We start from the raw sequence: 25522 nt of genomic DNA, 5'->3' as shown, positions 1-25522 counted from the left end.
CGTTCACCCCGGGCCGGCCGCCCCGGGCCGGTGAACACAGACTCAAGGAGGAGTGAGGACATGGCAGTCCCCGTGCTCGAGAAGCCGGCAGCCGCGCCGGCACCACCGCCGCGCAGGAAGCCCGGCCAGCGACTGAAGGTGCGCAACGCCGTCATCGGGTGGACCTTCATCCTGCCGAACTTCCTCGGCTTCGCCACCCTGACCCTCGTTCCCGTGCTGATCCTCATGTACCTGGGGTTCACCAGTTGGAACGCATTCGGTCAGGCCACCTGGATCGGCACGGAGAACTTCCAGCGCCTGATCACCGACAAGACGTTCCACACGGCGCTGTTCAACACCTTCTACTACGCCGCCGTGCACATCCCGCTCACGCTGGGCATCTCCCTCGGCCTGGCCCTCCTGCTCAACCGCAAGCTGCGCGGCATGGGGTTCTTCCGCACCGTGGCGTTCTTCCCCTACATCACCTCGATCGTGGCGATCGCCGTGGTGTGGAACATGCTCTTCTCCCCCGACTCCGGGGTGATCAACCAGTTCCTCATGTGGATCGGGATCGACAATCCACCCGGATGGACCACCTCCACCGACTGGGCCATGCCGGCCGTGATCATCGTGGGCACCTGGCGCGACATGGGCTACTACATGCTGCTGTTCCTCGCCGGCCTGCAGGCGATCCCCGGTGAGCTCTACGAGGCCGCCCGGGTGGACGGCGCCAACGGCCTGCGGCGATTCCTGAACGTGACCCTGCCGTGCCTGCGCCCGACCACGTTCTTCGTCACGGTCATGCTGACGATCAACAGCTTCAAGATCTTCGACCTGATCCTCGTGATGACGGACGGCGGCCCGGGCACCGCCACCCTGGTCCTCTCGCAGTACATCTACCGCAAGGGCTTCGAGGAGTACGACTTCGGCTACGCCTCCGCGGTGGCGATCGTGCTCTTCCTCATCTGCCTGGTGGTCACGATCGTCCAGTTCATGGTGAACAAGAGGAGGGAACGCTGATGGCCACGCTCACCCTCGAGCGCCCCACGACCCCACGTCCCCTGAACCGCCCGCGCCGGCGCGGGCGCACCCTCGCGGGCCGCATCGCGCTGTACGTCACGCTGGCGATCGCCGCGGCAGCGATCATGCTCCCCTTCGTGTGGATGGTGATCTCCTCCCTGAAGACCAACAACCAGGTCTTCTCCATCCCCATCCAGTGGATCCCCGACCCCGTGGTCTGGGAGAACTACCTGGACATCTGGACCAAGTCCGACATGGCGACCTGGCTGCGCAACACGCTCATCCTCTCGGTGACGGTGACGTGCTTGCAGGTGCTGACCGGCAGCTTCGCCGCCTACGGGTTCGCGAAGACCCGCTTCCCCGGCCGCGACGTCCTCTTCCTCGCCTACATCGGCACGATCGCCGTGCCGTGGCAGGCGTACATGATCCCGCAGTTCATCCTCATGTCCCGGCTCGGCCTGAACAACACCCTCTGGGCGATCATCGCGCTGCAGGCCTTCTCCGCGTTCGGCGTGTTCCTCATGAAGCAGTACTACGAGTCCATCCCGGACGAATTGTGCGAGGCCGCCCGTATCGACGGACTCACCGAGTACGGCATCTGGCGGCGGATCGTCTTCCCGCTCTCCGGCCCGGCGATCGCCACCCTCGTCCTGCTCACCTTCGTCAACACCTGGAACGACTACCTCGGCCCGCTCATCTACCTGCGCAGCCCGGAGATCTGGACGATCCAGATCGGTCTGAAGTCCTTCGTCTCGCAGTACAACGCGGAGTACGCGCTCATCATGACCGGGTCGGTCATCTCCGTCCTGCCGATCGCGCTGATCTTCCTGCTCGGGCAGCGCTACTTCGTCCAGGGCATCGCGACCGCGGGGCTGAAGGGATGACCGCGCCCCGACGCCGCGGGCTGCTGCTGGGGGTGCGCCAGGAGACCTGGGGCACCGTCATCGGGACCGCCTCGGCGCTGGTCATCACCAATGCGCTCCTCGCGCTGACGTCGCTGCCGCTGCTGGTCCTGCTGGTGACCACGGACCCGCGCGCCTCCTGGCCCGCGCTGGCCGTCGCCGCCGTCATGGCCTTCCCAGGGTTGACGGCGGTGGCGACGGTCTTCGCCGCCTTCACCGACCGCAAGGAGACCGGCGTGTTCTCCGTGTACTGGGCCTCCTGGCGGCGCAACCTCATGCGCTCGCTCGCCCTCGGTGCGCTGGTGGTCGGCGCCCTCACCGTGCTCGTGGTCGATGCCGTGGCACTGTGGGGACTTCCCGTGGGCGCGGTGGCCATCCCCGTGGTCGCCGTGCTGATCGCCCTGGTGATCACGACGGCGCCGCTGGCGGTGGTCGCGTGCGCCGAACGGGAGGACGCGCGGCTGCGGGAGGTACTCAAGGCCAGCCTCTTCCTCGGTCTTCGGCGCTGGTACCTCTCCCTGCTCACCCTGGTCATGGTGGGCATGCTGTGGACCTTCTTCGTGCAGTTCCCCGCCCTGGCAGTGGGCCTGGCCGCGGCGCCCCTGCTGTACGGGGCGTGGTCCAACGTGCGCTACAGCCTGCGTCCGGTGCTGCGCGATCCCGAACCCGTTCCCGCCTGAGGAATCGAGGTGAGGCTTGCGCGTCTCGTGCGAGAGGAATGTCAGCATCCGTCTCGGGGGGTGACTAGAGTGGGACCAAAGAGCACTACAGCCGTCAGGAGGCTCAAGCACCGTGGCCAGCGCCCCTCCCGCCAGCTCGGCGACACCGCCGTCGGCGTCACCACCGAAGGGTGGACGCAAGAAGCGTGACACCCTCTACCGCGGCACCGAGGGCATGTGGTCCTGGGTCGCCCACCGCGTTACCGGAATGCTGCTGTTCCTGTTCCTCCTCGTGCACGTGCTCGACACCGCGCTCGTGCGGGTCTCCCCGGAGGTCTACAACGAGGTGATCGGCACCTACAAGACCCCGATCATGGGGCTGGGCGAACTCGGCCTCGTGGCCGCCGTCCTGTTCCACGCCTTCAACGGGATCCGCATCATCCTGGTGGACTTCCTCGCCCAGGGGACCCGCTACCAGCGCGTGATGCTGTGGATCGTGGTCGGCCTGACCCTCGTGCTGCTGGCCGGTTTCGCGCCGCGGCACCTGATGAACGTCTTCGGGGGGCACTGAGATGAGCACACCCGTGATCCCCGAACCGCGCGCCAAGGTCACGCGCAGTAATCAGATGCCCGGCGGCATCAACACGGAGATGTTCGCGTGGCTGTTCATGCGCATCTCCGGTGTGCTGCTGGTCGCCCTGATCTTCGGTCACCTCATCGTCAACCTCGTGGTCGGGGAGGGCGTCAGCGCCATCGACTTCGCGTTCGTGGGCGGCAAGTGGTCCAGCCCGTTCTGGCAGATCTGGGACCTGCTGATGCTGTGGCTCGCGATGATCCACGGCACCAATGGGGTGCGCACGATCATCAACGACTATGCCGAGCGCACCGGCACCCGCATCACGCTGAAGACGCTGCTCTATCTCGCGTTCGTGATCACCGTGGTGCTGGGGACGCTGGTGATCTTCACCTTCGAGCCGTGCCCGCCCGGTTCCCCGGACGACCTGCTGCCGAGCATCTGCTTCGGCTGACCCGGCCACCCAGACCCGTCGCCTGATCGACCCGCGAGCAAAGGAAACACACGTGCAGACGCACACCTACGACGTCGTGATCGTCGGTGCCGGCGGCGCCGGGATGCGCGCCGCCCTGGAGTCCTCCAGTCGGGCCCGCACCGCCGTCGTCTCCAAGCTCTACCCCACCCGCTCCCACACGGGCGCCGCGCAGGGCGGCATGTGCGCCGCGCTGGCGAACGTGGAGGAGGACAACTGGGAGTGGCACACCTTCGACACGGTCAAGGGCGGCGACTACCTGGTGGACCAGGACGCCGCGGAGATCATGGCCAAGGAGGCCATCGACGCCGTGCTCGACCTGGAGCGGATGGGGTTGCCCTTCAACCGCACCCCCGAGGGCAAGATCGACCAGCGCCGATTCGGTGGCCACACCCGCAACCACGGTGACGCCCCGGTGCGCCGCGCCTGCTACGCCGCCGACCGCACCGGCCACATGATCCTGCAGACGCTCTACCAGCAGTGCGTGAAGCAGGACGTGGAGTTCTTCAACGAGTTCTACGTGTTCGACGTGATCCTCACCGGCGACCCCCGCGAGGACGGTGAGGTGAAGGCCGCCGGCGTGGTGGCCTACGAGCTGGCCACCGGCGAGATCCACATCATCCGCGCCAAGTCCGTGGTGTTCGCCACCGGCGGCGCCGGGAAGGTCTTCAAGACCACCTCCAACGCCCACACCCTCACCGGTGACGGCATGGCCGTGGCCTACCGCCGCGGCATCCCGCTGGAGGACATGGAGTTCTTCCAGTTCCACCCCACGGGCCTGGCGGGCCTGGGGATCCTGCTCTCCGAGGCCGCCCGCGGTGAGGGCGGCATCCTGCGCAACGCCTCCGGCGAGCGCTTCATGGAGCGCTACGCCCCCACCATCAAGGACCTCGCACCCCGCGACATCGTGGCGCGTTCCATGGCCAACGAGGTGCGCGAGGGCCGCGGCGCCGGTCCCAACAAGGACTACGTGCTGCTGGACCTCACGCACCTGGAGCCGGCGCACATCGATGCCAAGCTCCCGGACATCACCGAGTTCGCCCGCACCTACCTGGGCGTGGAGCCGTACACCGAGCCGGTGCCGGTGTACCCGACGGCGCACTACGCCATGGGCGGCATCCCCACCACGATCGAGACCGAGGTGCTGCGCAACAACACCGACAAGGTCCCCGGGCTGTTCGCGGCCGGTGAGGTGGCGTGCGTGTCCGTGCACGGCTCCAACCGCCTGGGCACCAACTCGCTGCTGGACATCAACGTGTTCGGCAAGCGCGCCGGGATCGCGGCGGCCGCCTACGCGGTCGGTGCGGAGTTGCCCGAGCTCCCCGAGCACCCGGAGAGCTACGTGGAGGGTGAACTCGAGCGGATCCGGCTGGGCTCGGGAAGCGAGTCCGCCGCGGACCTGCGCCGCACCCTGCAGGAGGTCATGGACGCCGACGCACAGGTGTTCCGCACCCAGGAGTCCCTGACCAACGCCCTGGGCAAGATCACCGAACTGCGCAAGCGGTACGCCGACGTCAGCGTGGCCGACACCGGTACCTCCTACAACAGCGAGTTGGTGGAGGCGATGGAGCTCGGCTTCCTGCTCGAGCTCGCCGAGGTCGTGGTGGTCGGGGCGCTGGCCCGCAAGGAGTCCCGCGGCGGGCACTTCCGCGAGGACTTCCCGGACCGTGACGACGAGAACTTCATGCTGCACACGATGGCCCACCCGGTCGGGGAGGGTCAGGGCGAGGCGGGCTCCCGCGTGGAGCTGGCCTACAAGCCCGTGACCGTGACGCGTTACCAGCCGATGGAGAGGAAGTACTGATGACGGCGACGGCTGAGCGCGCACCCGAGGCCGAGGTGGGCGCGGTTCCCTCCTTCCAGGTCACGATGCGCATCGAGCGGTACAACCCCGATGTCGAGAACCCGCAGCCGTACTGGGAGGATTTCACCCTCACGGTCCACGGCACCGACCGCGTGCTGGACGCCCTGCACGCGATCAAGTGGGACCACGACGGCTCCCTGACCTTCCGCCGCTCCTGCGCGCACGGGATCTGTGGCTCCGACGCGATGCGGATCAACGGCCGCAACCGGCTGGCGTGCAAGACGCTCCTGAAGGACCTGGACACCTCCAAGCCGATCACGGTGGAGCCCATCAAGGGCCTGCCGGTGCGCAAGGACCTGATCGTGGACATGGAGCCGTTCTTCGCCTCCTACCGCGAGGTGATGCCGTTCCTCATCACCACCGGCAACCAGCCTTCCTCCGAGCGGCTGCAGTCGGCCGAGCAGCGGGCCCGGTTCGACGACACCACCAAGTGCATCCTGTGTGCGGCGTGCACCTCCTCCTGCCCGGTGTTCTGGTCCGACGGCCAGTACTTCGGCCCGGCGGCGATCGTGAACGCGCACCGCTTCATCTTCGATTCGCGCGATGAGGGCGGCACGCAGCGCCTGGAGGTCCTCAACGACAAGGAGGGCGTGTGGCGCTGCCGCACCACCTTCAACTGCACCGAGGCCTGCCCGCGTGGCATCGAGATCACCAAGGCCATCGCCGAGGTGAAGAAGGCGCTGATCACGCGGTCCTTCTGAGGCCCCGCTCGATCGGCACCCGACTAGGGACGGAGCTGCTCCTCGAACGCGAGGCCCGCGGCGATGTACTCCTCCAGCACCTCACGGTTCTCCTGGATGTGCGCGGCCTCGTACTCGAACTCGATCGCGAGCATCCGCGAGTCGTAGTCGACCTGCTCCCTGCACTCGTAGTCCGCGACGGCAGTCTCGATCTCTAGCGCATTGGCCTCGGCGACCTCCTCCTCGGAGGGAGCCTCGCCGTCGAACTCCTCGTGGTACTCCGCCAGGAGGTCCTCCTCCAGCGCGTACAGGCTGGCACGGGCCTCGCCCGGGTTCGCGAACTCGTAGCCGCCCTGCGCCATGCACGCGGCCCAGTCCGCCTCGATCTCGGCGTTGCGGGCGTCCTCGGCCGCATCCATGAGAACCTGCGTGAAGCCACGGAAGAAGTCGTTGAAGCGCGAGTACAGCTGAATGCTGTACGCCCCGTAGCCGGGGAACTCCGCGTAGATGGTGCGGGAGACTGAGCCGGAGCAGCCATGGTCGAAGCTGCGCAGGATCGACTCCTCGGCGGTGAGATCGAAGGAATCCTCCCCGTCGAGGGCGGCCCCGTTCATCGCCTCGTACCACCCGTCGCCGCTCCCAGGGTTCCGGTCGATCTCCCCGGACTCCGGCGGCAGGAAGGTGATGTCGTAGCCGATCTGCTCCGCGAACTCACGGGTTCCGCGCTCGGGCAACTCCACCTGCTCCGCCGCCTCCTGGGCGGTGAACTCCGGGACGTACTCGAAGCCCCGCTCGGCCATGCACTCCGCGAGGAGTTCCTCCTGGCGCACGCGCAGCGCGTACTCGACCTCACGGGTCTGCACCTCGAGCACCGAGGCAAGACCAGCCTCGGTGAGCTCGTGCGCGAGTGGCGAGTCGGCACGAGTCAGGCCCTCACCCGCCGCGCTGCTCGACGGCGCCTCGGCCTCCGGCTCGGAGTTCAGCGACTCCGCGGTGCTGACATCCGGGGAGGCGGTCGCCTCTGCCTCGGCGCCGCCCGGTGACGTGTCGGTCTCGGTGGCACACGAGGCGAGCACCGCACTGAGCGCGACGGCGGCGAACACCGCTGCTGGACGTGTGGTCGTCATGGACGTCATGACTGCTTCCCCCTTGGTGAGCGGTGTTCGCGGGAACTCCCGCCTGTCCTCGTCCCTTCACCTTGCCTCATGACAGGGCAAACGCGTGTGAAACTTTGGTGCAGGCATGACCTGGGATCTCACCAAGAAGTGCCTCCCGCGAATGCGACACAACCGCCTCGCGAATGCGACACAACCGCCTCGCGGGGCTACTCGGCCTCGGCGGCGGGGGCGTCGCTCGGGCGTCTGTCGGCGAACTGCCGCTCGACGGCGTCGCGCAAGCCCTCCTGCACGGCCTCCTGCCGCACCCGGTGCGCCGCCACCCGCATCCGGTGACGCACATACAGCCGGTGCAGCGGGCCACCGGAGCGACCGGCGGCACGCACCGCGCGCTCGAGCTGCTCGCGCTCCAACTCCTCCACCCGCGCCGCGAGTTCCCGTTCCCGACGCTCCGCCTCGTGTGGCTGCACCTTGCCCGTGTAGGCGTCGTGGTCCCAGTCCAGGGTGTGGGGGGCGCTGAGCGTCACGTAGTTGGGCCGCTCGCGCAGGTGCAACTCCTCGGGTGTCACCACGTCCTCGAAGCGCACCGGCGGGTTCGCCGTCCACGCCGCGATGTAGAGCATCAGCCGCGCCGCCAGGTTCACCCAGAGCAGCAGGGTCACGATCGCGGCGCTGGCCGCGAGGATCGCGTTGTCCGCCGATCCCACGAGCGAGGTGCCCGCGATCCGCAGCACCCCGGTGCCGAAGGCGCCGATCGCCGCTCCCCACCACAGGTCCCGGCGCGGTGGCCGCGCCCCGGCCAGGTACCTGATGAGGTAGGCGAAGACCACCATGTCCACACCGAAGGCACTGACCAGTCCCAGGCCGCGCACCAGCACCTGACCCCACCCCGACGGCAGGGCGAGCGTGTCCACCACCCAGGAGCCCGCGGTCCCGGCAATGATCCCCAGGGCGGCCGTCGCCACCACGGAGACCGCCAGGAACACGAAGCCGAGCAGGTCGGTCACCTTCGCGAGCACAGCGTTGCGCGGCGGCTTGGCCAACCCGAAGACCGCGCGGATGCTCCCGGACAGGGAGCTCATCACCCCGATCGCCGAGAGCAGCAGCACCGCGGTGGCCACGGCGCCGGTGATGGACAGCCCCTGGTCCAGCACCAGGGAGTCCGGGGAGACGAGCCCGTTCGGGTCGTCGTCGGTCTTGAGGATCCCGGGCAGCGCCTCCGCGATGTTGTTGAACACCGCGTCCTGCAGCCTCTTGCGGCCACCCAGCACCTGCATGAACACCGTCACCGCGATGGTCAGTCCCGCGAACACGCTGAACAGCCCCGCGTACGCGATGCCGCCGGCGAGTTGGGCACCCCGCACGGCGCCGTAGCGGCCGTTCATCCGTCCGAGGCGGGTGTGCTGGAACCACACGCCCAACGCCTTGCCACGGTCGATAGCCCGCGTCAGCCAGCTCGGCACTGCCTATCCCCCCAGGGTGAACGTCCGGATCGTGTGCCAGACCTCATCCGGTCCGAGCTCGTACAACACGAACGTACCCACCCTGAACCGCGCGCGGAACCCTGCCAGCTCATCTTCCGCGCGGTCCAGGGCCTGCGCCGAGACGTTCTGCGCCACGGTCACGTGCGGGTGGTACGGGTAGGCCAGCTCGGCGCTGAGCGGACCCGACTGCGCGAGCCGCTGCAGTTCAACGCACTCCGCCTCACCCTGGCTCAGGGCTGCGAACACGACCTCGGTGACGGGGCGGAACGTCCCCGCACCCCGCAGCTCCACCGTGAACGGCGCCACCCGGCGGGCCGCCTGATCCAGATGGACCAGCACCGGCGTGAGGTCCCAGGTCGGCAACTGGGTGGGCGGCACCAACGTGATGTGCGGCGGGATGATCTCCGCCGCGGCCTCCCCCTCGGCACGCAATCGCATCGCGCGCAGGCTCTCGCGATACTGCGCCGGCACCTCGATGGCCACGCCGATGCTCGTCCCCCTGGCGAACAGGGACGGGAAGGAGAGGGTGGGATTCGTCAACGGGCGCCACCCGCAGGGATCAGCCCGACCGCGTCGTACACCCGCGCGAGCGTCTCCCCGGCAATGACCCGCGCCCTGCGCGCGCCCTCCGCCAGGATCTCGTCCAGCTCACCCGGGTGGGCCATCAGGTCGGTGACCCGCTCCCGAATGGGTGCCACGGCGTCGAGCACCACCTCGGCGACGGCCACCTTCAGGTGGCCGTACATCTTGTCGGAGAACTCCGCCTCCAACTCCGCGATCGAGGTGCCGGAGATCGCCGAGTGGATCGCCAGCAGGTTGGAGACGCCCGGCTTGTTCTCCCGGTCGTACCGGATCTCCGTCTCGGCGTCGGTGACGGCGGACTTGATGCGCTTCGCGATCACCTTGTCGGTGTCCATCAATTCGATCAGGCCGCTGGGGTTGCCCGACTTGCTCATCTTCGCGGTCGGCTCCGCCAGGTCCTGGATCTTCGCGGTGTCCTTGACGATGTACGGCTCCGGCACCGTCACGATGTCACCGAAGCGGGAGTTCAGTCGCTGCGCCAGGTTGCGGGAGAGCTCCAGGTGCTGACGCTGGTCCTCCCCCACCGGCACGAGCTGAGCGTCGTAGAGCAGGATGTCGGCCGCCATCAGCACCGGATAGGTGAACAGGCCCACCGTGGTGCCCTCGGCACCCTGCTTGGCGGACTTGTCCTTGAACTGGGTCATCCGGGAGGCCTCACCGAACCCGGTCAGGCAGCCCAGGACCCAGGCGAGTTCGGCGTGCTCCGGCACGTGCGACTGCAGGAAGAGCATGGAGCGCTCGGGGTCCACCCCCGCAGCGAGGTACTGAGCCGCCGTGATGCGGGAGCGGCGGCGCAGCGCCTCCGGGTCGGGTGCCACCGTGAGTGCGTGCAGATCGACCACCGCGTAGATCGCGTCGTAGTCCTCTTGCAGGGCCACCCACTGGCGCAGCGCGCCGAGATAGTTGCCGAGGTGGAGGGAGTCCGCCGTCGGCTGCATGGCCGAGAAGACGCGGGGCTGGCTGTCGGTCATTGCTCCATCCTGGCAGGTTCTTCGGGTGCGTTCACACGCGAGCGGCCATGGTGGCGCCGCCACAGGTGGGTCCATCGCGAGCCCCGGCCTTTGGTCGCGCCCGCGTCACGCGCACGAGTGGCAAGATTCATGAGGGCGCCCCGCTCTGGTCGCCCTCCCGTCATGATCACCCGCCACCGAAGGACACGTGATGACGACCTGGCTTCAGGCCTGGACCCCCAGCGACGGCGCCGCGCGCGTGACCGCGCTGTTCACCTCCTCCTTCCCCGAACTGGGCGACGGCGTGGGCGGCGTGAGCGCACCATCGGGCGTGTGGGCGGCGCCCGGCCGGGTGAACCTCATCGGCGAGCACACCGACTACAACGGCGGACTGTGCCTGCCGATCGCGCTCGAGCACCGCACGTTCGTGGCGCTGCGGCCGCGCACGGACTCCCGGGTCCGGCTCGTCTCGGGCCAGACCGACCAGGCGTGGGAAGCGGACCTGGACACCCTGATCGAGGACGGCGCGCACGGGTGGGGAACGTACGTGGCGGGGGTCGCGTGGGCCCTGCGCGAGGCGGGTCTCGACGTGCCGGGCTTCGACGCCGCGGTCACCTCCTGTGTGCCGTTCGGCGCCGGCCTGTCCTCCTCCGCCGCGATCGAGGCCGCGGTGGCCGTGGCCCTGGACCAGGTTGCCGGGTTGGGGCTGATCTCCTCCGACGAGGGGCGTCGGCAGCTCGTGGAGGCCTGCATCCGCGCGGAGAACGAGGTCGCGGGTGCCGCCACCGGCGGGATGGACCAGGCGGCGTCGCTGCGCTCGGCCGAGGGGTTCGCGCTCGCCCTGGACTGCCTGGACAATTCCGTGCACCTGGAGCCGTTCGCGCCGGTCGGCTACGAGCTGCTGGTGATCGACACCCGCGCGCCGCACTCCCTGAACGATGGGCAGTACGCCTCACGCCGCGCCACCTGCGATGCCGCGGCAGCGCGCCTGGGCGTGCCCACGTTGCGGCACTGGCTGGACCGCTACGACGCGAATCAGACCGACCTGGCCGTGGCCGAGGCCATGACGGCGCTGACGGCGCTGACGGCGCTGACGGCGCTGACGGAGGAGACCGAACGCCATCGGGTGCGTCACGTGCTCACCGAGATCGCCCGCACCCGCGAGGCGTGGTCGCTGATGCGCGCCGGTGACTGGCCGGCGTTCGGCGCCCTGATGGATGCCTCGCACGAGTCGCTGCGCCTGGACTACGAGGTCACGGTGGGCGAGCTGGACACCGCCGTGGCCGCGGCGCGGGCCGCCGGCGCCGTGGGCGCCCGGATGACCGGGGGCGGCTTCGGCGGATCGGCGATCGCCCTGGTCCCGGAGGGGACGACGGCGCAGGTTGCCGCCGCGGTCCACGAGGCCTTCGCTCAGGCCGGCTTCGGCGCCCCGGCGTTCCTGGTCTCCCGGGCCGCGGGCCCGGCCGGCGCGGTCACCGTTCCGGCGTCCACGACCTCCTGACCGCCCCACCGCGGGCACGTGCGCCCCGGGCTGCTCAGAACTACCCAAAAGGATGACCCCGAAACGCGGCCGCATGAGGCAAACTCTCCCCAGGGACCTCTCAACGGGACACCATTCCTCCCGAGGCCTCATCACGCAGTACCTGTGCCTCGAAGGAGACTGGCATGGACACCACGCCTCACGCGACCCGCAAATTCATCTCGCTCGCCGCGGGAATCGCTCTGACGGCCACGCTCGCCGCGTGCAACAACAGCACCGACGACGGCAGCGGCGGCGACCTCACGTGGGAGGACTCGCCGATCTCTCAGGAGTTCGCCTCGATCGAGGCCCTGACCGGCACCGCGGACATGTCCGACGCGGAATGGCAGGCCCTGTACGACGCCTCCACGGTGCGCGCGGAGGAACTGACGGCCGAGTGCATGGCGGAACAGGGCTTCGAGTACATCCCGACAGATCTCGGCAGTTCCTCCACCACGGTGCTCTCCGATGAGGACACCCCGGAGTGGGGCACTCTGGAGTTCGCGGAGCAGTACGGGTACGGCACCTTCACCTGGGAGGACTCCTACGACGAGACCATCGAGGAGGACGGCGCCGAGGAGTGGACCGATCCCAACGCCGAGATCATCGAGTCCATGTCCGAGAGCGAGTACGTCGCGTGGTCCGAGGCCCTGTACGGCGCCCCGCAGGACATGGAGTCCGATCCGGATGCCGACCTGGAGGACTTCGAGTGGAACTGGGAGGACTACGGGTGCTCGGGGTGGGCCCAGCACGAGACCGAGCAGGACCTGCCGGGCATGGAGTTGGCGGGCCTCACCGAGGATCCCCGCTTCCAGGAGCTCTTCGAGGGCATGTCCACGTTGTACGAGGACGCGGCCGCGGACCCGAAGATGGGAGAGCTCGACGCGACGTGGGCGGAATGCATGGCGGAGGCGGGCTACGACTTCCGCACGCCTGCTGATGCCGAGCAGAGCATCTACGACCTGACCGAGACCATCTGGGGCTCTCAGGACGAGTACGTCGAACCCACCGACGACGTCCTGGCCGAGGCGAAGGCGCAGGAGATCGCAACGGCGGTGGATGACTACACCTGCCGCTCCGAGGTCGACTACGACTCCGGTTTCCTCGCGATCCAGTTCGAGCACGAGGAGGCCTACCTCGAGGAGAACCGGGCCCTGTTCGAGGAGTTCATCGCCGCCGCGGAGCAGTTCGAGAGCGAGTCGGAGTGATCCGGCGCCGCCGGCGCGAGGATCCCGTACCCCAGGAGCACCACGACCTCACCCACGTCACGCCGGGCACCGTGGGCACGCCCGCTACCGGCGGCGGGAGCGCCCTCGTGGCCCGAGCGGGCCGTTCGAACCGGACGGTCTGGGTGATGGCGATCATCGCCGTCCTCTGCCTCGCCCTCGGGTTGCTCGCGGGACGGTTGGTGAAGTCCCCCGCTCAGATCGCGGCGGAGAGCGCGCCGCCCGAGGCCGGACCGATCACGATCGCCGTGGAGCGGCAGGAACTCTCCAGCGACGTGGTGGTGCGCGGTGACGCACTCTACGACGGTGCGGTCTCGGTGACGGTGGAGACGGCCGACCTCGGCGGACCGGCCGTCGTCACGGGCGCCGTGCCGCAGGTCGGGGACACCGTGGAGCCCGGGAGCGTGCTGCTGGAGGTCACCGGTCGCCCGGTCATCGCGTTACCCGGCGAACTGCCCGTCTACCGCAGCCTGCGTGCCGGGGTCTCCGGCCCCGACGTGACACAGCTGCAGGAGGCCCTGGGCTCCCTCGACCTGGACGCCGGGAACTCCGGCACCTACGACGCCGCGACGGCTGCCGCCGTGGCGGAGTTGTTCACCCGCGCCGGGTACCCCGCGCCGGAGGCGGACGAGGCAGCGCGTGACGAACTCGCGATGGCCCAGGAATCGGTCACGGCTGCGGAGCAGTCCCTTGCCGCAGCGGAGAGCGACCTGCGCCAGGCGCAGTCGGGCCCGGCGGACTCCGAACGGCTCTCGTTGCAGGGCGCCGTGAACTCCGCGCAACGCGATCTCGACGAGGCCCGCGCCTGCTGGGCTGCGCCCGCCGAGCAGAGCACCGACCCGGAGACCGGCCAGACCCTCACCCTGGAGCGGTCCTGCCCCCGGGTGGCGGACCTGGAGGACGCGGTGCGGATCGCCGTCGCGGCGCGGGACGAGGCGCTGGCCGCACCCGACGTCTCCGCGCAGCAGGAGATGCGCGACGCCGCCGCGACGGCGCTGGCCGAGGCACGCTCCGCACTGGAGGAGGCCCGCCTCGGGGTCCTCACCCCGCTTCCCGCCGGCGAGGTCGCCTACCTCGCTGATCTGCCGCGGCGGGTGGACGAGGTCGCGGTCTCCCGCGGCTCGGCCGTCTCCGGTGAGGTGCTGCGCGTGTCCGGGGTGACGCTGCAGATCGTCGCGAGCGTCTCGGAGTCCGACTTCGACCTCATCCAGGAGGGCGCCACCGCCACGCTCAGCACCGGCGACCTGGAACTGCCCGCCACCGTGGTCCAGCTCAGCCGGGACGGTTCGGGCATCCTGCCGCAGGAGTCGGGTTCGGGCTCGGACTCGGGAGACGGGTTCGAGGAGTTCGACGACGGATTCGGCGGCGGGTCATCGGTGCCCACGGGGCCGACGGTGGTGCTCCATCCCGACGACCTCACCGAGGATCAGCGCAGCCAGTTGGCGGGCTCGAACGTGCGCGTCACCATCCCGGTCTCCTCCACCGCCGGTGAGGTGCTGACGGTGCCGGTCGCGGCGCTCACGGCCGGCCCCGGTGGGGAGAGCCGGATCGAGGTGATGCGCGACGGCGCGCAGGCCCCCGAACTCGTGGAGGTCACCACGGGCCTGGCGGCGGACGGGTACGTGGAGGTCGCCTCCAGCGTCTCACCACTGCAGGAGGGCGACCTCGTGGTGGTCGGCGTGGGCGGGTCCGGTGACGACGGCGACTCATCGCAGGAGGACGACGGCGTGCAGGACGCCGACGGGAGCGGCCGGTGAGCGCCACGCCCGCGCGCCAGCAGGCCGAGGTGGGTGCACAGGCCGAGGACGTCATCGTCCTCGACCCGCCCGTGATCGAGATGCGCGGGGTGACGCGCACCTTCCCCGGCCCGCCGAGCGTCGTCGCGCTGCATCCCACCGACCTGCTCGTGGAGCCCGGGGACTACCTCTCCATCGTGGGACCCTCGGGGTCGGGTAAGTCGACGCTGCTGAACCTGCTCGGGCTGCTGGACCGGCCGAGCGCCGGGGAGTACTTCCTGGACGGCGAACCCAGCCACGAGGTCAGCGAGCGCCGCCGCACCGCGCTGCGCGCGGGTCGGATCGGGTTCGTGTTCCAGGCGTTCCACCTCCTGCCGCACCGCACGGTGCTGGAGAACGTGATGCTCGCCACGATGTACGCCGGCATTCCGCGCGCCGAGCGGGCCGGGCGGGCGATCGCCGCCCTGGAACGGGTGCACCTGGCCAACCGCCTGGGCTTTCGCCCCACCACGCTCTCCGGTGGTGAGCGTCAACGGGTGGCGGTGGCGCGCGCCGTCGCGACGTCACCTGCGTTGTTGCTCGCCGACGAGCCGACGGGGAACCTGGATTCCACGACCTCCGGTGAGGTGTTGGACCTGTTCGACGAGTTGCACGGTGACGGACTGACCCTCGCCGTGATCACGCACGACCCGCAGGTGGCGGCGCGTGCGCAGCGCCAGGTGCGCATCACCGACGGCCGGCTGGAGGTGCTGCGGTGAGCGGGCGGCTCGCCGGCCTGCAGGACCTGTTCGTGGAGGCCTCTCACGGCATCGGGGCACGGCCGGGACGTCTCGTGCTGACGATCCTGGGCACCGTCCTGGGGATCGCGGCCGTGGTGGTCACGCTCGGAATGGCCCAGACCGGGGCGGGCCAGATCGCGCGGCAGTTCGACGCCGTCGCCGCCACCCAGGCCGTGGCACAGGCGGGCACCGTCAACACGATCTCGGGTGAGACACGAGCGCGCACCGCGTTGCCGTGGGACGCGCACGAGCGGGTCATGCGCCTGAACGGCATCGAGGCGGCGGCGCTGGTGGCGGACGTGCCGGTCGGTGATGCGCGGATCTCCGCGGTGCCGATCGCGGACCCGACCGCCTCGCGCACCGTGACCCCCACCGTCTCCGCGGCCTCCCCCGGTCTGTTGGCGGCGATTCGCGCCGAGGTCGCGACGGGGCGGATGTTCGACGCGGGCCACGAGTCGCGCGGCGACCGCGTGGTGGTGCTCGGGCCGGGTGCCGCGGAGCGGCTCGGGGTGTACCGGGTGGACTCCCAACCCTCGATCTTCATCGGCGAGGACTCCTACACGGTGATCGGGATCCTCGGCGATGCGGTGCGACGGCGTGACCTCCTGGACGCCGTCATCATGCCGATGGGCACGGCCCGGGTGGACTTCGCCCTGGCTGCTCCGGGTGAGGTGCAGATGCGGATCGCGGTGGGCGCCGGGGACGTGGTGTCCGAGCAGGTGCCGATCGCGCTCGCGCCGAACTCCCCCGAGAACATCGACGTGCAGGCGCCGCCGGCCGGCGGGGAACTGCAGCGGGACGTGCGCGGCGACATCAACGTCATCTTCCTCGCGTTGGGCGCGGTGGCGCTGATCGTCGGCGGACTGGGCATCGCGAACGTGACGCTGCTCTCGGTGATGGAGCGCGTGGGGGAGATCGGGCTGCGGCGGGCGCTCGGTGCCACACGTGGGCAGGTGGCGGCCCAGTTCATCATCGAGTCGGTGGTGGTCGGGCTCTTGGGAGGGATCATCGGGGCCGCGCTCGGCGTGGGTGTGGTGGTCGCGGTCAGCGCCGCGCAGGCATGGACGCCGATCATCGACCTGCCGCTCGCGCTCGGCGCCGCCCTGCTCGGCGGCGTGATCGGGCTGGTCGCCGGCGCCTACCCCGCGCTGAAGGCGGCGTCGCTGGAACCGGTCGCGGCGCTGCGTGGTGGGCTGTAGCGCCTCGGCGAGGCCGGTGGTGGGCGGCTCAGCCCGCGAGCGCTCGGTGCTACTGGGTGTCGCCGCGCCGTGCTCGTGACCAGAGCAGCGCACCGCCCCCGGCCAGGAGCGCCAGCGCCAGGCCCGCGGTCCATGCGAGGTCCGCGCCCGTGGTGGGCAGACCGCCACCCCCCGCTGCTCCAGGCGGCGCCGTGGTGGCACCACCGCCTGGCCCCGCTGTCGGCCCGGTCGTGGGGGTCGGCCCGGTCGTGGGGGTAGCCCCCGTCAACTCGAGGTAGACAGTCGTGCCGGCGCGTAACTCGTGATCGTTGTCCGCCTGGTTGCCCGACGTCGCTGCCGAGGGAAAGTCGTAGGCCAACGGAACCTGTCTGGTCGCACCCTGCGGCAACGGCACGCTCATGATTTCCCGATCGCCTGCGGCGAGCACCTCGAAGCTGGCCTCGCCGCCGTCCCACTCCAGCATCAGGTCGGAGTAGAACGGGTTGCCGGGCTCCGTGATGTGAGTGTCCACGAGCCAGACAGTGAGCGTGCCGTCGCCGGGACCGGCGTTGCGCACGGTCAAGGTCCGGCTGGCTGAGTCACCAGGCACGACCACCGGGAGGCCGAAATAGTTCTCGCTCGTACTGGGGGCGAGGGAACCGGGGTCGAATCCGAGTTCGATGGCATCCTGGTAGGTGGTGGCAACGGCCGGAACCCCTGCGCCGTGCAGGAGTGCAACGGCGAGGACAGCCCCGGCGCGCCGCACTCGGGCGCGCCGTGTGGGTCCGCTTGGAGCGTGGGTGCGGTCTGCCATCGTCAGGTCCCCGATCGGAAGGTCGTGTAGGAGAAGGTGACCACGGCGTCTCCCTGATCGTGGGGCGAAGCCACCACATCCAGATTCCACGGGTCCGCAGTCACCTCAACCGGGTTGCCCGTCTCATCGGTCGCGAGCACGCCGGGGCTGCCGGTCTGCGTCTGCTCCTGCGGTCGCTCCGCCACGGCCTGCAGGCACCAATACTCCACAACCGGGGCGCGGTCACCCGGGGCAGGTGACACCGGGGTGGAGGTGAGGGGATTCGGGGAGGGTACAGGCGTCTCCGTGTGGCACTGGTCCGGGCCCTCGGTGGCGAAGAGGCTTACCTGCGCTTGACCGAGCACCGAGTCCGGTTCGATCTCGCCCAGGAATGCCGTGTAGCGCAAGCCCATGCTGCCCTCGCTGAGCGAGGAGGTCTGCAGCACGCGCACGGCCGCGCCGTGGTCGAGCACGTCGTTCGCCAGGCTTGGGCCGTCCAGGGTGACTGTGACCTCCCCTCCCGGCTGCGGGACCGAACGTGTCCTCGGGTCGGCGTCGCTCGGCGCGAAGGTGAGCGACTCCCCTGCGATGCCTGCCGCAAAGCTCTCCTGCGCCCAGGTGAAGGTCGCTCCGGGGGCGACCGCGCGGTCGCTCCAGAGCGCGAACGTGGTGCCACCCAGGCCCACGATGGTCCCGACCGCGAACGTCGCGGCGGTCACCGCGGTTGCCGTGCTGCGGCGGGTCATGAGGTGTACCCCGCTCCCGCACGCACCTGCTGGACTTCCAGCGCGATCTCCGGGATCTCCACGGCCGCGCTTCCGCCGGCGGCAGCGGTGCCACCGATGGTCAGGGTGACCACCGCGGTGACCGGCAGCACGTCTGCGCCGATTCCCGAGGACAGGATGTCGCTCGGCGAACCGACCGCGGTGGGCTCGGTGGGGGCGCCGGCGTCGACGGAGAGGGTGTAGGTGGCTGTGACCCCGGCGGGGAGGGGTTCACCGAGGGTGAGTGTCGGTTCCACGTTGAGGTTGGTCCCCTCTCGCGTGATCTGGTAGGCCTGCTCCACCGTCAGCGTGTCGCCGGGGCGCACCGGGTAGGTGGCCGGGTCGATCACGCCGAGGCCGTCGCGCCACACCGGGGTGCCGGTGGCGACGACGCCCAGGGCGCCCGCCTGCAGGTGGGTGTTGGAGACGGCGGCCTCCCGCTGCCACAACGTGGCGTAGGTACCACCCGTGGAGAGCCCGAGGAGCAGGGCGCCGGCCAGCGCCGCTGGCAGAGCCCAGTTGCGCCGTCGGGGGGCCGCCACGGCATCGTGATCGGTCATGCGTCAGGTCCTTTGCGGTGACGTGTCACGCGAGGGGTGGAGCGCGAGGGACGTCGAGCTGAATCAGAGGTGGGTTGAGATCGGCGAGAGAGGTAGCGAGCGGGCACGAGCAGCGCCACGGCGCCGTAGCCGAGCAGCGCCACGGCGATCACGGTCACCACGGTGGAGCGGTGCTCCCCCACGGCCTGGGAGAGGTAGCCGACGTAGGGGATCGTGTAGATGACCTTCCCCATCACCTGCTCCTGCACGATCGGATCGTCGTCTGCGCCATTGGCGTCGCCGCGAGTCAGGTACGACGGGCCCCCAGGGCCGATGGTGACCCCGACCACCCGATGGGTCACCAGAGTGGGGTCGCCCGAGACAGGCTGGAATGTGACCACGTCATCGAGCTCGTAGCGTTCCTGCGGCACACTCACCACCATGTCTCCCACGGAGATCGCGGGTTCCATGGATCCGGAGAGCACCGTGAGCGCGGCGCCGCCCATCACCCGCGGTACCACGGCGACCGCCACTGCCAGGATCAGCAGGGCGGTCGCAAGGGTTGTCGTGACGATGGTGAGGACGCGCCGCGCTGTGCTGCGGCGCGCCCGCACCTGTGCCGGGGTGTGTTCCGCCATGGGCCGGCTGGAGTCCGTGGGAGCGGCTCCCGATGGCGGCACGACATCGGGCTGTGGTGCGTTCATCGAGAGCTCCCTTCTTCTTGGGTGTGCGTGACGGTTCTCGCCCGGCTGGTTGACCGGTCAGTGGGTTGACCGGTCAGGGGATGTAGCCGCCACCCACGCCGGCGTCGCGGGTCTGAGTCAGGGTGATCTTCAACTGGTCCAACTGCAGCTCCGTGGTGAACTCACCCGAGTCCTCCGCCTCGATGTCCAGGGTGACGCGGATGTTCGGGTCAGTGGGGAGCTCCGTGGGCAGGGTCGGCAGCGTGACGTTAGTGTTGTTCGAGTTGTCCTCCGAGGCGAAGTAGAACGGGCCAGCCGCGAGGCCGAACCCGTTGTCGTCGAGCAACACCCAGTCGGTGCCGTCGAAGTACTCGAAGTCGAAGCGCAGCTTCAGACCGTCGATCGGGGTGGGCGTGGGGTCGCCTACCGCGTAGCCCTCGACTGCGTACGCCAGAGCGGCGACCATGTTGTCGCCCTCGAGGGCAGCCTTGAACTCTGCGATGCCACGGATGTCATCGCCCGGGATGATACGGAAACTCTCCAGCATGATCTGGTGCGGGTCGTCCGTGCGGTCATCCGACACATCCCACCAGGTGTTGTCCGCGAACTCGATCTCGAGGTTCCCGGCAACCAGGTCGTCGTTGGACACAAACGCCTCGCCCTCCCAGAGCGCGAACGTCCCACCAGCGAGCAGCAGAGCCGCACCCGCGGCGCCCGCAATGATGCCAGTCGTCTTCTTTGACATGTGAATCTCCTTCATACGTCCTGCCACCACTGCGGTGTCAGATCAGGGGGTGGATGCCACCGGGGCCGGTGCCCCGGAAGCAGGTGATCGAGGCGCCGGCTGCGAGCTCCTCGAGCTCACAGACGGTGCCGCTCGGGGCGTGGTCATCGGTGATGATCACGTCGGTCACGGCGGTCTGCCCGGTATTGGTGACCGTGTAACTCCAGACGACGGGGGTGCCGGCAGGCACCACACTGTCCGTAGCCAATTCAGGGGCATCGGGCAGCGCATCTCCCGTGGCCGGGACCTCGCCGAGCTCCCACATGCGGGTCTCGAGTGCAAGCGACGAGGCGCCTTCCGAGTTGCGAGCGGGAGCCGGCTCTGGCTCTGGCTCTGGCTCCGGCTCGGGCTCCGGCTCCGGCTCCGGCTCCGGGACAGGCTCCGGCTCCGGCTCCGGGACGGGCTCCGGCTCCGGCTCCGGGACAGGCTCCGGCTCCGGCTCCGGGACGGGCTCGGGCTCGGGCTCCGGGACAGGCTCCGGCTCCGGGACGGGCTCGGGCTCCGGGACAGGCTCCGGCTCCGGCTCCGGCTCCGGGACAGGCTCCGACTCCGACGGCACCTCGGGCACAGGGGCCGACTCGGGGTCAACCTGCGGTACGAGTGCGGAAGTGCCATCCGTATCCACACTGGCACCTGCACCAGACGCCACGCCCAGGACCAGAAGAATCGCACCCGCGAGGGCAGAAAGCGGCGCCGGACGCCACTTTCCTGCCGCAAGCGGGGTACTTTCCCCACACGCGCCCATATCATTGACTCCTCAAGGGACGGTGACAGCATCACTGCCGAGTCTGTTCACAGGCCCCGACTTCACTGTCGGTCGCGAGAACTCCCACTAGAGTGCATCAGACCGGAGCCGAACACAACTCGTGGGACTTTTTCTCGCCCCTTCGGTTGCACACCTGGCCAGCACTTCGCACTGTTGACGTAAGACCTGGCACTCCGAGCGCATTTGGAGCGCTTGTGAGAGCGCAGTGTCAGGATTCCCTCCAGCAAGACTGCACGCCATTACGTGCTCGTCGGCCGAAGCCTGCGGGCCTGTTGAGGGATCAGGGGATGTAGCCGCCACCCACACCGGCGTCGCGAGTCTGCGTGAGCGAGACCTCGTAGTCAGCGACGTGAGCGACACCGGTGAAGACGCCCGAGTCGTCAGCCTTGATGTCGATGACCAGGCGGACATTCGGGTCGGCGGGGAGCTCCGTGGGCAGGGTCGGCAGCGTGACGTTCATGTTGTTCGAGTTGTCCTCCGAGGCGAAGTAGAACGGGCCAGCCCCGAGGCCGGCCACGTTGTCGTCGAGCAACACCCAGTCTGTACCGTCGAAGTACTCGAAGCTGATCAGTGTGGTCAGACCATCGACCTTGGAGAAGAACGGCGGCTCGAAGCCCGAGAGCACGTAGTTCAGACCGGCGACCATGTTGTCGCCCTCGAGGGCAGCCTTGAACTCTGCGATGCCACGGATGTCATCGCCCGGGATGATACGGAAACTCTCCAGCATGATCTGGTGCGGGTCGTCCGTGCGGTCATCCGACACATCCCACCAGGTGTTGTCCGCGAACTCGATCTCGAGGTTCCCGGCAACCAGGTCGTCGTTGGACACAAACGCCTCGCCCTCCCAGAGCGCGAACGTCCCACCAGCGAGCAGCAGAGCCGCACCCGCGGCGCCCGCAATGATGCCAGTCGTCTTCTTTGACATGTGAATCTCCTACGTACTTCCTGCCACCACCGCGGTGTCAGATCAGGGGGTAGACGCCACCGGGGCCAGTGGCTACGGCATGACGTGTCGAGGGAAAGCGGGGGACAATCCCTCACCTCAGCGCGAGCCTCCACTGCACTGTAGAAACGCGAAGAGTGTGGCTATGTTGCCTCAGCCCCAGAAGCGTCGCAACTCGGGAGAGAACTTCCGCACCAGATCCCTTGGCACCGTTAGAAACGATGAGGCACGCCAGGAGCAGGTGTCGTGGAATTTGGGGCCGGCAACTCGCGGCGCCGAGAATGAGGTGGTGCACCAATCCCGTGCGGAGAAAGTGTATGGCTCCGGCCCCGCTAGGTCAGTCGAGGGTGAGATCGTACCGGGCGAGCACGGGGGCGTGGTCGCTGATCCGCTCGGCGTAGCTCGGGGCGCGGCCCACCCAGCAGTCGGTGGCCGCCTGGGCGAGCTGCGGCGTCGTCATCTGCACATCGATGCGCCAACCGGAGTCGTTGTCGAAGGCTTTCCCGCGCCAGGACCACCAGGTGTAGGGGCCCTCCACCTCCCCGGCCACGGACCGGGCCAGGTCCACCAGGCCGAGGCCACCCTCCGCCGTCGCCCCGTACCAACGGTCCAGGTAGGCGCGTTCTTCGGGCAGGAAGCCGGCGGCCTTGCGGTTGCCCTTCCAGTTCTTCAGGTCGAGTTCGCGGTGACAGACGTTGATGTCCCCCGCCACGAGCGCGAGATCCTGGGCCGCGAGGTGCTCCAGGCGCGCGGAGACGCGATTCATGTGCGCGTACTTCTCGTCCATGCTCGGGGTCCCAGCGGTCCCGGAGTGCAGATACGCCGAGGCCACCGTGAGCAAGCGACCGTCCGCGAGCGCCAGATCGGCCTCGACCCACCGGCCGGTGTCCGTGTCGGGTTCGGCGGCGCCGTCGGGCAGCGGCAGCCGGGTGCGCACGCCCGCGAACGGCACCCGGGAGGCGATGGCGACGCCGGAGCGCCCCTTGGCCGCGGCCTCCACATCCACGATCTCCCAGCCGGGCAGGAGGTCACGCAGCACCTTCTCGTTCGCGCGCACCTCCTGCAGCAGCATCACGTCCGGCGCGGTCTGCTCGATCCAGGCGGGCAGGCCGCGGCGCACGGCCGCACGGATACCGTTGACATTGAAAGTGGCGATCGTCAGCACGCGACCACTGTGCCATCTGGCACCGACATCCCGCGAAAGCCCCGTGCCTGCAGAACCACCTCGCCGTACCTGCAGAACCACCTCGCCGTACCTGCAGAACCACCTCGCGAAGGGGCAGCCAACCGCGAGGCGGTTCTGCTGCCTCCGCGAGGCGGTTCTGCAGGTCCGGGCTGGTCAGGAGTTGCTCAGGCGGCGCGGCGCTCCGCGGCCTCCACGGCGTTGCGGAAGAGCAGGGCGATCGTGGTGGGACCCACCCCGCCGATGCGCGGCGTGATGGCGCCCGCCACCTGCTCGCACGCCTCGGCCACATCCGGCAGGAGCTTGCGGCCGGCGTAGCGCACTCCCCCGCCCACCACCGTCACGCCCGGCGTCAGGTGCTCCGGCTGCAGGATCCCCGGCACGCCCGCGGCGGCGATGACGATCTCGGCCCGCCGGGTGTACTCCGGCCAGTCCGGCACCCCGGTGTGCACCACGGTCACGGCCGCGTTCGCCGTCGGGCGCTTCTGGGACAACAGCAGCGCGAGCGGCCGGCCCAGCGTGGTGCCGCGGCCCAGGATGCAGACCTCCCGCCCCGAGACGGGGATCTCGTAGTACGCCAGCAGCGCCTCGATCCCCGCCGGGGTGCACGGCACCGGGCCGGGCATCCCCAGGGCCAGGCGGCCCATGTTCACCGGGTGCAGGCCGTCCACATCCTTGTCCGGGTCCAGGGCGAGCAGCGCCGCGTCGAAGTCGATCTGCGGCGGGGTGGGGTGCTGGATGAGCACGGAGTCCACGTCGTCGGCCTCGTTCATCTCCCGCACGGCCGCCTCGACGTCCGCCTGGGTGGCGTCCTGCGGCAGGTGGATGTGCGGGGAGGTGAACCCGAGCTCGGCGGCCTTGGCCTGCTTCATCCGGATGTACCCGGCGCTGGCGGAGTCCTCCCCCACCAGGATCGTGCCCAGGCCCGGCTGATGACCGGCCGCGGTGAGCGCCGCGATCCGGGGCGCCAGGTCGGCGAGCACCGCCTCGGCGACGGGTCCGCCCGGCAGCATCCGCGCCGTCGACCCGCCCACCTGTGCCACGGAGCCCGCGCTCACTGGGACAGCCCCGGGTAGAGCGGGAACTGCGCGGTGAGCGCATCCACCCGGGCGTGCAGCGCCTCCACATCGGCGCCGGTGCCGTCGATGAGCGCGCGGGCGATGATGTCGGCCACCTCGGTGAACTCCGCCGCGCCGAAGCCGCGGGAGGCCAGCGCCGGGGTGCCGATCCGCAGGCCGGAGGTCACCATCGGCGGGCGCGGGTCGAACGGCACCGCATTGCGGTTCACGGTGATGCCCGCGGAGTGCAGCAGGTCCTCGGCCTGCTGCCCGTCCAGCGGGGAGTTGCGCAGGTCCACCAGCGTCAGGTGCACATCCGTGCCGCCCGTCAGCACCGAGACCCCGGCGCCGGCGACGTCCGCGGCCGAGAGCCGCTCCGCGATGATCCGGGCGCCCTCCAGGGTGCGCTCGGCGCGCGCCTTGAAGTCCTCCGAGGCCGCCACCTTGAACGCCACCGCCTTCGCGGCGATCACGTGCATCAGCGGGCCGCCCTGCTGGCCGGGGAAGACCGCGGAGTTCAGCTTCTTGCCCCACGGCTCGAAGTCCTTGGCCAGGATCAGGCCGGAGCGCGGGCCGCCGAGGGTCTTGTGCACCGTGGAGGAGACCACGTCGGAGTAGGGCACGGGCGAGGGGTGCACGCCCGCGGCCACCAGCCCGGCGAAGTGCGCCATGTCCGTCCACAGCAGCGCGCCGGACTCGTCCGCGATCGAGCGGAACGCCTCGAAGTCCAGGTGCCGCGGGTAGGCCGACCAGCCCGCGATGATCACCTTCGGGCGCACCTCGAGGGCCTGCTTGCGCAGCGCGTCGTAGTCGATCCGGTGGGTCTGCTCGTCCACGCCGTAGGCGTGCACGTCGTACAGCTTCCCGGAGAAGTTCAGCTTCATGCCGTGGGTGAGGTGGCCACCGTGGGCGAGCGAGAGCCCGAGGATGGCATCCCCGGGAGTGGCGAGGGCGTGCAGCACAGCCGCGTTCGCCGTCGCCCCGGAGTGCGGCTGGACGTTGGCGTACCCGGCGCCGAAGAGCGCCTTGGCGCGATCGCGGGCGAGGTTCTCCGCCACGTCCACGTGCTCGCAGCCGCCGTAGTAGCGCCGACCGGGATAGCCCTCGGCGTACTTGTTGGTCAGCACGCTCCCCTGCGCCTGCAGCACGGCCCGCGGCACGAAGTTCTCGCTCGCGATCATCTCCAGCGTCTCGCGCTGACGGCCGAGCTCGGCCTCCAGGACCGCGGCGATCTCCGGGTCCAACTCGGCCAGGGGGGCGTTGGCGGCGTACTCGCTCATGGGTGCTCCT

Annotated in this window: 26 protein-coding genes; 12 read left to right on the top strand and 14 right to left on the bottom strand. The window is 69.6% G+C overall.

Annotated features, from left to right (window positions below; translation table 11 throughout):
• Positions 1 to 60: 60 nt before the first annotated feature.
• From ATL40_RS03075 to ATL40_RS03045, 7 genes are all read left to right on the top strand, one after another.
• On the top strand, positions 61 to 999 hold the full coding sequence (locus ATL40_RS03075) for a carbohydrate ABC transporter permease (protein WP_098468260.1): 939 nt from the start codon (positions 61 to 63) through the stop codon (positions 997 to 999).
• Positions 999 to 1883 (top strand): carbohydrate ABC transporter permease, encoded by an 885-nt coding sequence (locus tag ATL40_RS03070; RefSeq protein ID WP_098468259.1) that lies wholly within the window; start codon positions 999 to 1001, stop codon positions 1881 to 1883. Before ATL40_RS03075 ends, ATL40_RS03070 begins: the two co-directional genes overlap by 1 nt.
• Positions 1880 to 2581 carry a DUF624 domain-containing protein gene (locus ATL40_RS03065; RefSeq protein WP_098468258.1) on the top strand — a complete coding sequence of 234 codons (702 nt, stop codon included), beginning with the start codon at positions 1880 to 1882 and terminating at the stop codon, positions 2579 to 2581. The genes ATL40_RS03070 and ATL40_RS03065 overlap by 4 nt, the downstream gene beginning before the upstream one ends.
• A 112-nt stretch (positions 2582 to 2693) precedes the next feature.
• Positions 2694 to 3131 carry a succinate dehydrogenase, cytochrome b556 subunit gene (sdhC, locus tag ATL40_RS03060; RefSeq protein WP_098468257.1) on the top strand — a complete coding sequence of 146 codons (438 nt, stop codon included), beginning with the start codon at positions 2694 to 2696 and terminating at the stop codon, positions 3129 to 3131.
• A gap of 1 nt (position 3132) precedes the next feature.
• Positions 3133 to 3588 carry a succinate dehydrogenase, hydrophobic membrane anchor protein gene (sdhD, locus tag ATL40_RS03055; RefSeq protein WP_098468256.1) on the top strand — a complete coding sequence of 152 codons (456 nt, stop codon included), beginning with the start codon at positions 3133 to 3135 and terminating at the stop codon, positions 3586 to 3588.
• Positions 3589 to 3640: 52 nt separating this feature from the next.
• Positions 3641 to 5410, top strand: coding sequence for a succinate dehydrogenase flavoprotein subunit (gene sdhA, locus ATL40_RS03050; protein ID WP_098468255.1), 1770 nt, complete (start codon positions 3641 to 3643; stop codon positions 5408 to 5410).
• A complete protein-coding gene (locus ATL40_RS03045) occupies positions 5410 to 6171 on the top strand; it encodes a succinate dehydrogenase iron-sulfur subunit (RefSeq protein ID WP_098468254.1) in 762 nt (253 codons plus the stop codon). Before sdhA ends, ATL40_RS03045 begins: the two co-directional genes overlap by 1 nt.
• Positions 6172 to 6194: 23 nt before the next feature.
• Here ATL40_RS03045 and ATL40_RS03040 read toward each other — a convergent pair whose 3' ends face one another.
• The 4 genes from ATL40_RS03040 to trpS form a co-directional block, all read right to left on the bottom strand.
• A complete protein-coding gene (locus ATL40_RS03040) occupies positions 6195 to 7277 on the bottom strand; it encodes a hypothetical protein (RefSeq protein WP_143556843.1) in 1083 nt (360 codons plus the stop codon).
• A gap of 197 nt (positions 7278 to 7474) precedes the next feature.
• Positions 7475 to 8680, bottom strand: a complete 1206-nt coding sequence (locus tag ATL40_RS03035; RefSeq protein ID WP_245866638.1) for a YihY/virulence factor BrkB family protein — start codon at positions 8678 to 8680, stop codon at positions 7475 to 7477.
• Between the two features lie 51 nt (positions 8681 to 8731).
• On the bottom strand, positions 8732 to 9289 hold the full coding sequence (locus tag ATL40_RS03030) for a 2'-5' RNA ligase family protein (protein WP_245866634.1): 558 nt from the start codon (positions 9287 to 9289) through the stop codon (positions 8732 to 8734).
• Positions 9286 to 10302 carry a tryptophan--tRNA ligase gene (trpS, locus tag ATL40_RS03025; RefSeq protein WP_098468252.1) on the bottom strand — a complete coding sequence of 339 codons (1017 nt, stop codon included), beginning with the start codon at positions 10300 to 10302 and terminating at the stop codon, positions 9286 to 9288. The genes ATL40_RS03030 and trpS overlap by 4 nt, the downstream gene beginning before the upstream one ends.
• Before the next feature lie 190 nt (positions 10303 to 10492).
• On the opposite strand from trpS, the gene galK reads away from it, so the two are divergent.
• The 5 genes from galK (at position 10493) to ATL40_RS03000 (ending at position 16740) form a co-directional block, all read left to right on the top strand.
• Entirely contained in the window at positions 10493 to 11782 is a 1290-nt protein-coding gene (gene galK / locus ATL40_RS03020) for a galactokinase (protein WP_098468251.1), read from the top strand.
• 164 nt (positions 11783 to 11946) lie between these two features.
• Positions 11947 to 13008, top strand: a complete 1062-nt coding sequence (locus tag ATL40_RS03015; RefSeq protein ID WP_098468250.1) for a hypothetical protein — start codon at positions 11947 to 11949, stop codon at positions 13006 to 13008.
• Positions 13005 to 14783, top strand: a complete 1779-nt coding sequence (locus tag ATL40_RS03010; protein ID WP_098468249.1) for an efflux RND transporter periplasmic adaptor subunit — start codon at positions 13005 to 13007, stop codon at positions 14781 to 14783. Before ATL40_RS03015 ends, ATL40_RS03010 begins: the two co-directional genes overlap by 4 nt.
• 80 nt (positions 14784 to 14863) lie before the next feature.
• On the top strand, positions 14864 to 15520 hold the full coding sequence (locus tag ATL40_RS03005; protein ID WP_098470236.1) for an ABC transporter ATP-binding protein: 657 nt from the start codon (positions 14864 to 14866) through the stop codon (positions 15518 to 15520).
• Positions 15517 to 16740, top strand: a complete 1224-nt coding sequence (locus tag ATL40_RS03000; protein WP_098468248.1) for an ABC transporter permease — start codon at positions 15517 to 15519, stop codon at positions 16738 to 16740. The genes ATL40_RS03005 and ATL40_RS03000 overlap by 4 nt, the downstream gene beginning before the upstream one ends.
• 49 nt (positions 16741 to 16789) lie before the next feature.
• Here the strand turns inward: ATL40_RS03000 and ATL40_RS02995 are convergent, their stop codons facing one another.
• From ATL40_RS02995 to glyA, 10 genes are all read right to left on the bottom strand, one after another.
• Positions 16790 to 17533 (bottom strand): hypothetical protein, encoded by a 744-nt coding sequence (locus ATL40_RS02995; RefSeq protein WP_143556842.1) that lies wholly within the window; start codon positions 17531 to 17533, stop codon positions 16790 to 16792.
• Between the two features lie 2 nt (positions 17534 to 17535).
• A complete protein-coding gene (locus ATL40_RS02990) occupies positions 17536 to 18258 on the bottom strand; it encodes a hypothetical protein (protein WP_098468246.1) in 723 nt (240 codons plus the stop codon).
• The gene (locus ATL40_RS02985; protein ID WP_098468245.1) at positions 18255 to 18836 is read right to left on the bottom strand and encodes a hypothetical protein; all 582 of its coding nucleotides are present in this window, start codon (positions 18834 to 18836) and stop codon (positions 18255 to 18257) included. The genes ATL40_RS02990 and ATL40_RS02985 overlap by 4 nt, the downstream gene beginning before the upstream one ends.
• On the bottom strand, positions 18833 to 19519 hold the full coding sequence (locus ATL40_RS02980) for a signal peptidase I (RefSeq protein ID WP_098468244.1): 687 nt from the start codon (positions 19517 to 19519) through the stop codon (positions 18833 to 18835). The genes ATL40_RS02985 and ATL40_RS02980 overlap by 4 nt, the downstream gene beginning before the upstream one ends.
• Positions 19520 to 19592: 73 nt before the next feature.
• Positions 19593 to 20243, bottom strand: coding sequence for an alternate-type signal peptide domain-containing protein (locus ATL40_RS02975; RefSeq protein ID WP_143556841.1), 651 nt, complete (start codon positions 20241 to 20243; stop codon positions 19593 to 19595).
• A gap of 37 nt (positions 20244 to 20280) precedes the next feature.
• A complete protein-coding gene (locus ATL40_RS15160; RefSeq protein ID WP_211283050.1) occupies positions 20281 to 20850 on the bottom strand; it encodes a DUF7507 domain-containing protein in 570 nt (189 codons plus the stop codon).
• Positions 20851 to 21328: 478 nt separating this feature from the next.
• On the bottom strand, positions 21329 to 21973 hold the full coding sequence (locus tag ATL40_RS02965; protein ID WP_098468242.1) for an alternate-type signal peptide domain-containing protein: 645 nt from the start codon (positions 21971 to 21973) through the stop codon (positions 21329 to 21331).
• Between the two features lie 355 nt (positions 21974 to 22328).
• On the bottom strand, positions 22329 to 23156 hold the full coding sequence (locus ATL40_RS02960) for an exodeoxyribonuclease III (protein WP_098468241.1): 828 nt from the start codon (positions 23154 to 23156) through the stop codon (positions 22329 to 22331).
• Positions 23157 to 23341: 185 nt separating this feature from the next.
• The gene (locus ATL40_RS02955; RefSeq protein WP_245866632.1) at positions 23342 to 24232 is read right to left on the bottom strand and encodes a bifunctional 5,10-methylenetetrahydrofolate dehydrogenase/5,10-methenyltetrahydrofolate cyclohydrolase; all 891 of its coding nucleotides are present in this window, start codon (positions 24230 to 24232) and stop codon (positions 23342 to 23344) included.
• Positions 24229 to 25512, bottom strand: a complete 1284-nt coding sequence (glyA, locus tag ATL40_RS02950) for a serine hydroxymethyltransferase (RefSeq protein WP_098468239.1) — start codon at positions 25510 to 25512, stop codon at positions 24229 to 24231. Before glyA ends, ATL40_RS02955 begins: the two co-directional genes overlap by 4 nt.
• Positions 25513 to 25522: the final 10 nt, after the last annotated feature.

Source organism: Serinibacter salmoneus (genome assembly GCF_002563925.1).
GTDB lineage: Bacteria > Actinomycetota > Actinomycetes > Actinomycetales > Beutenbergiaceae > Serinibacter > Serinibacter salmoneus.
This window is presented reverse-complemented; position numbering and strand designations above follow the sequence as displayed.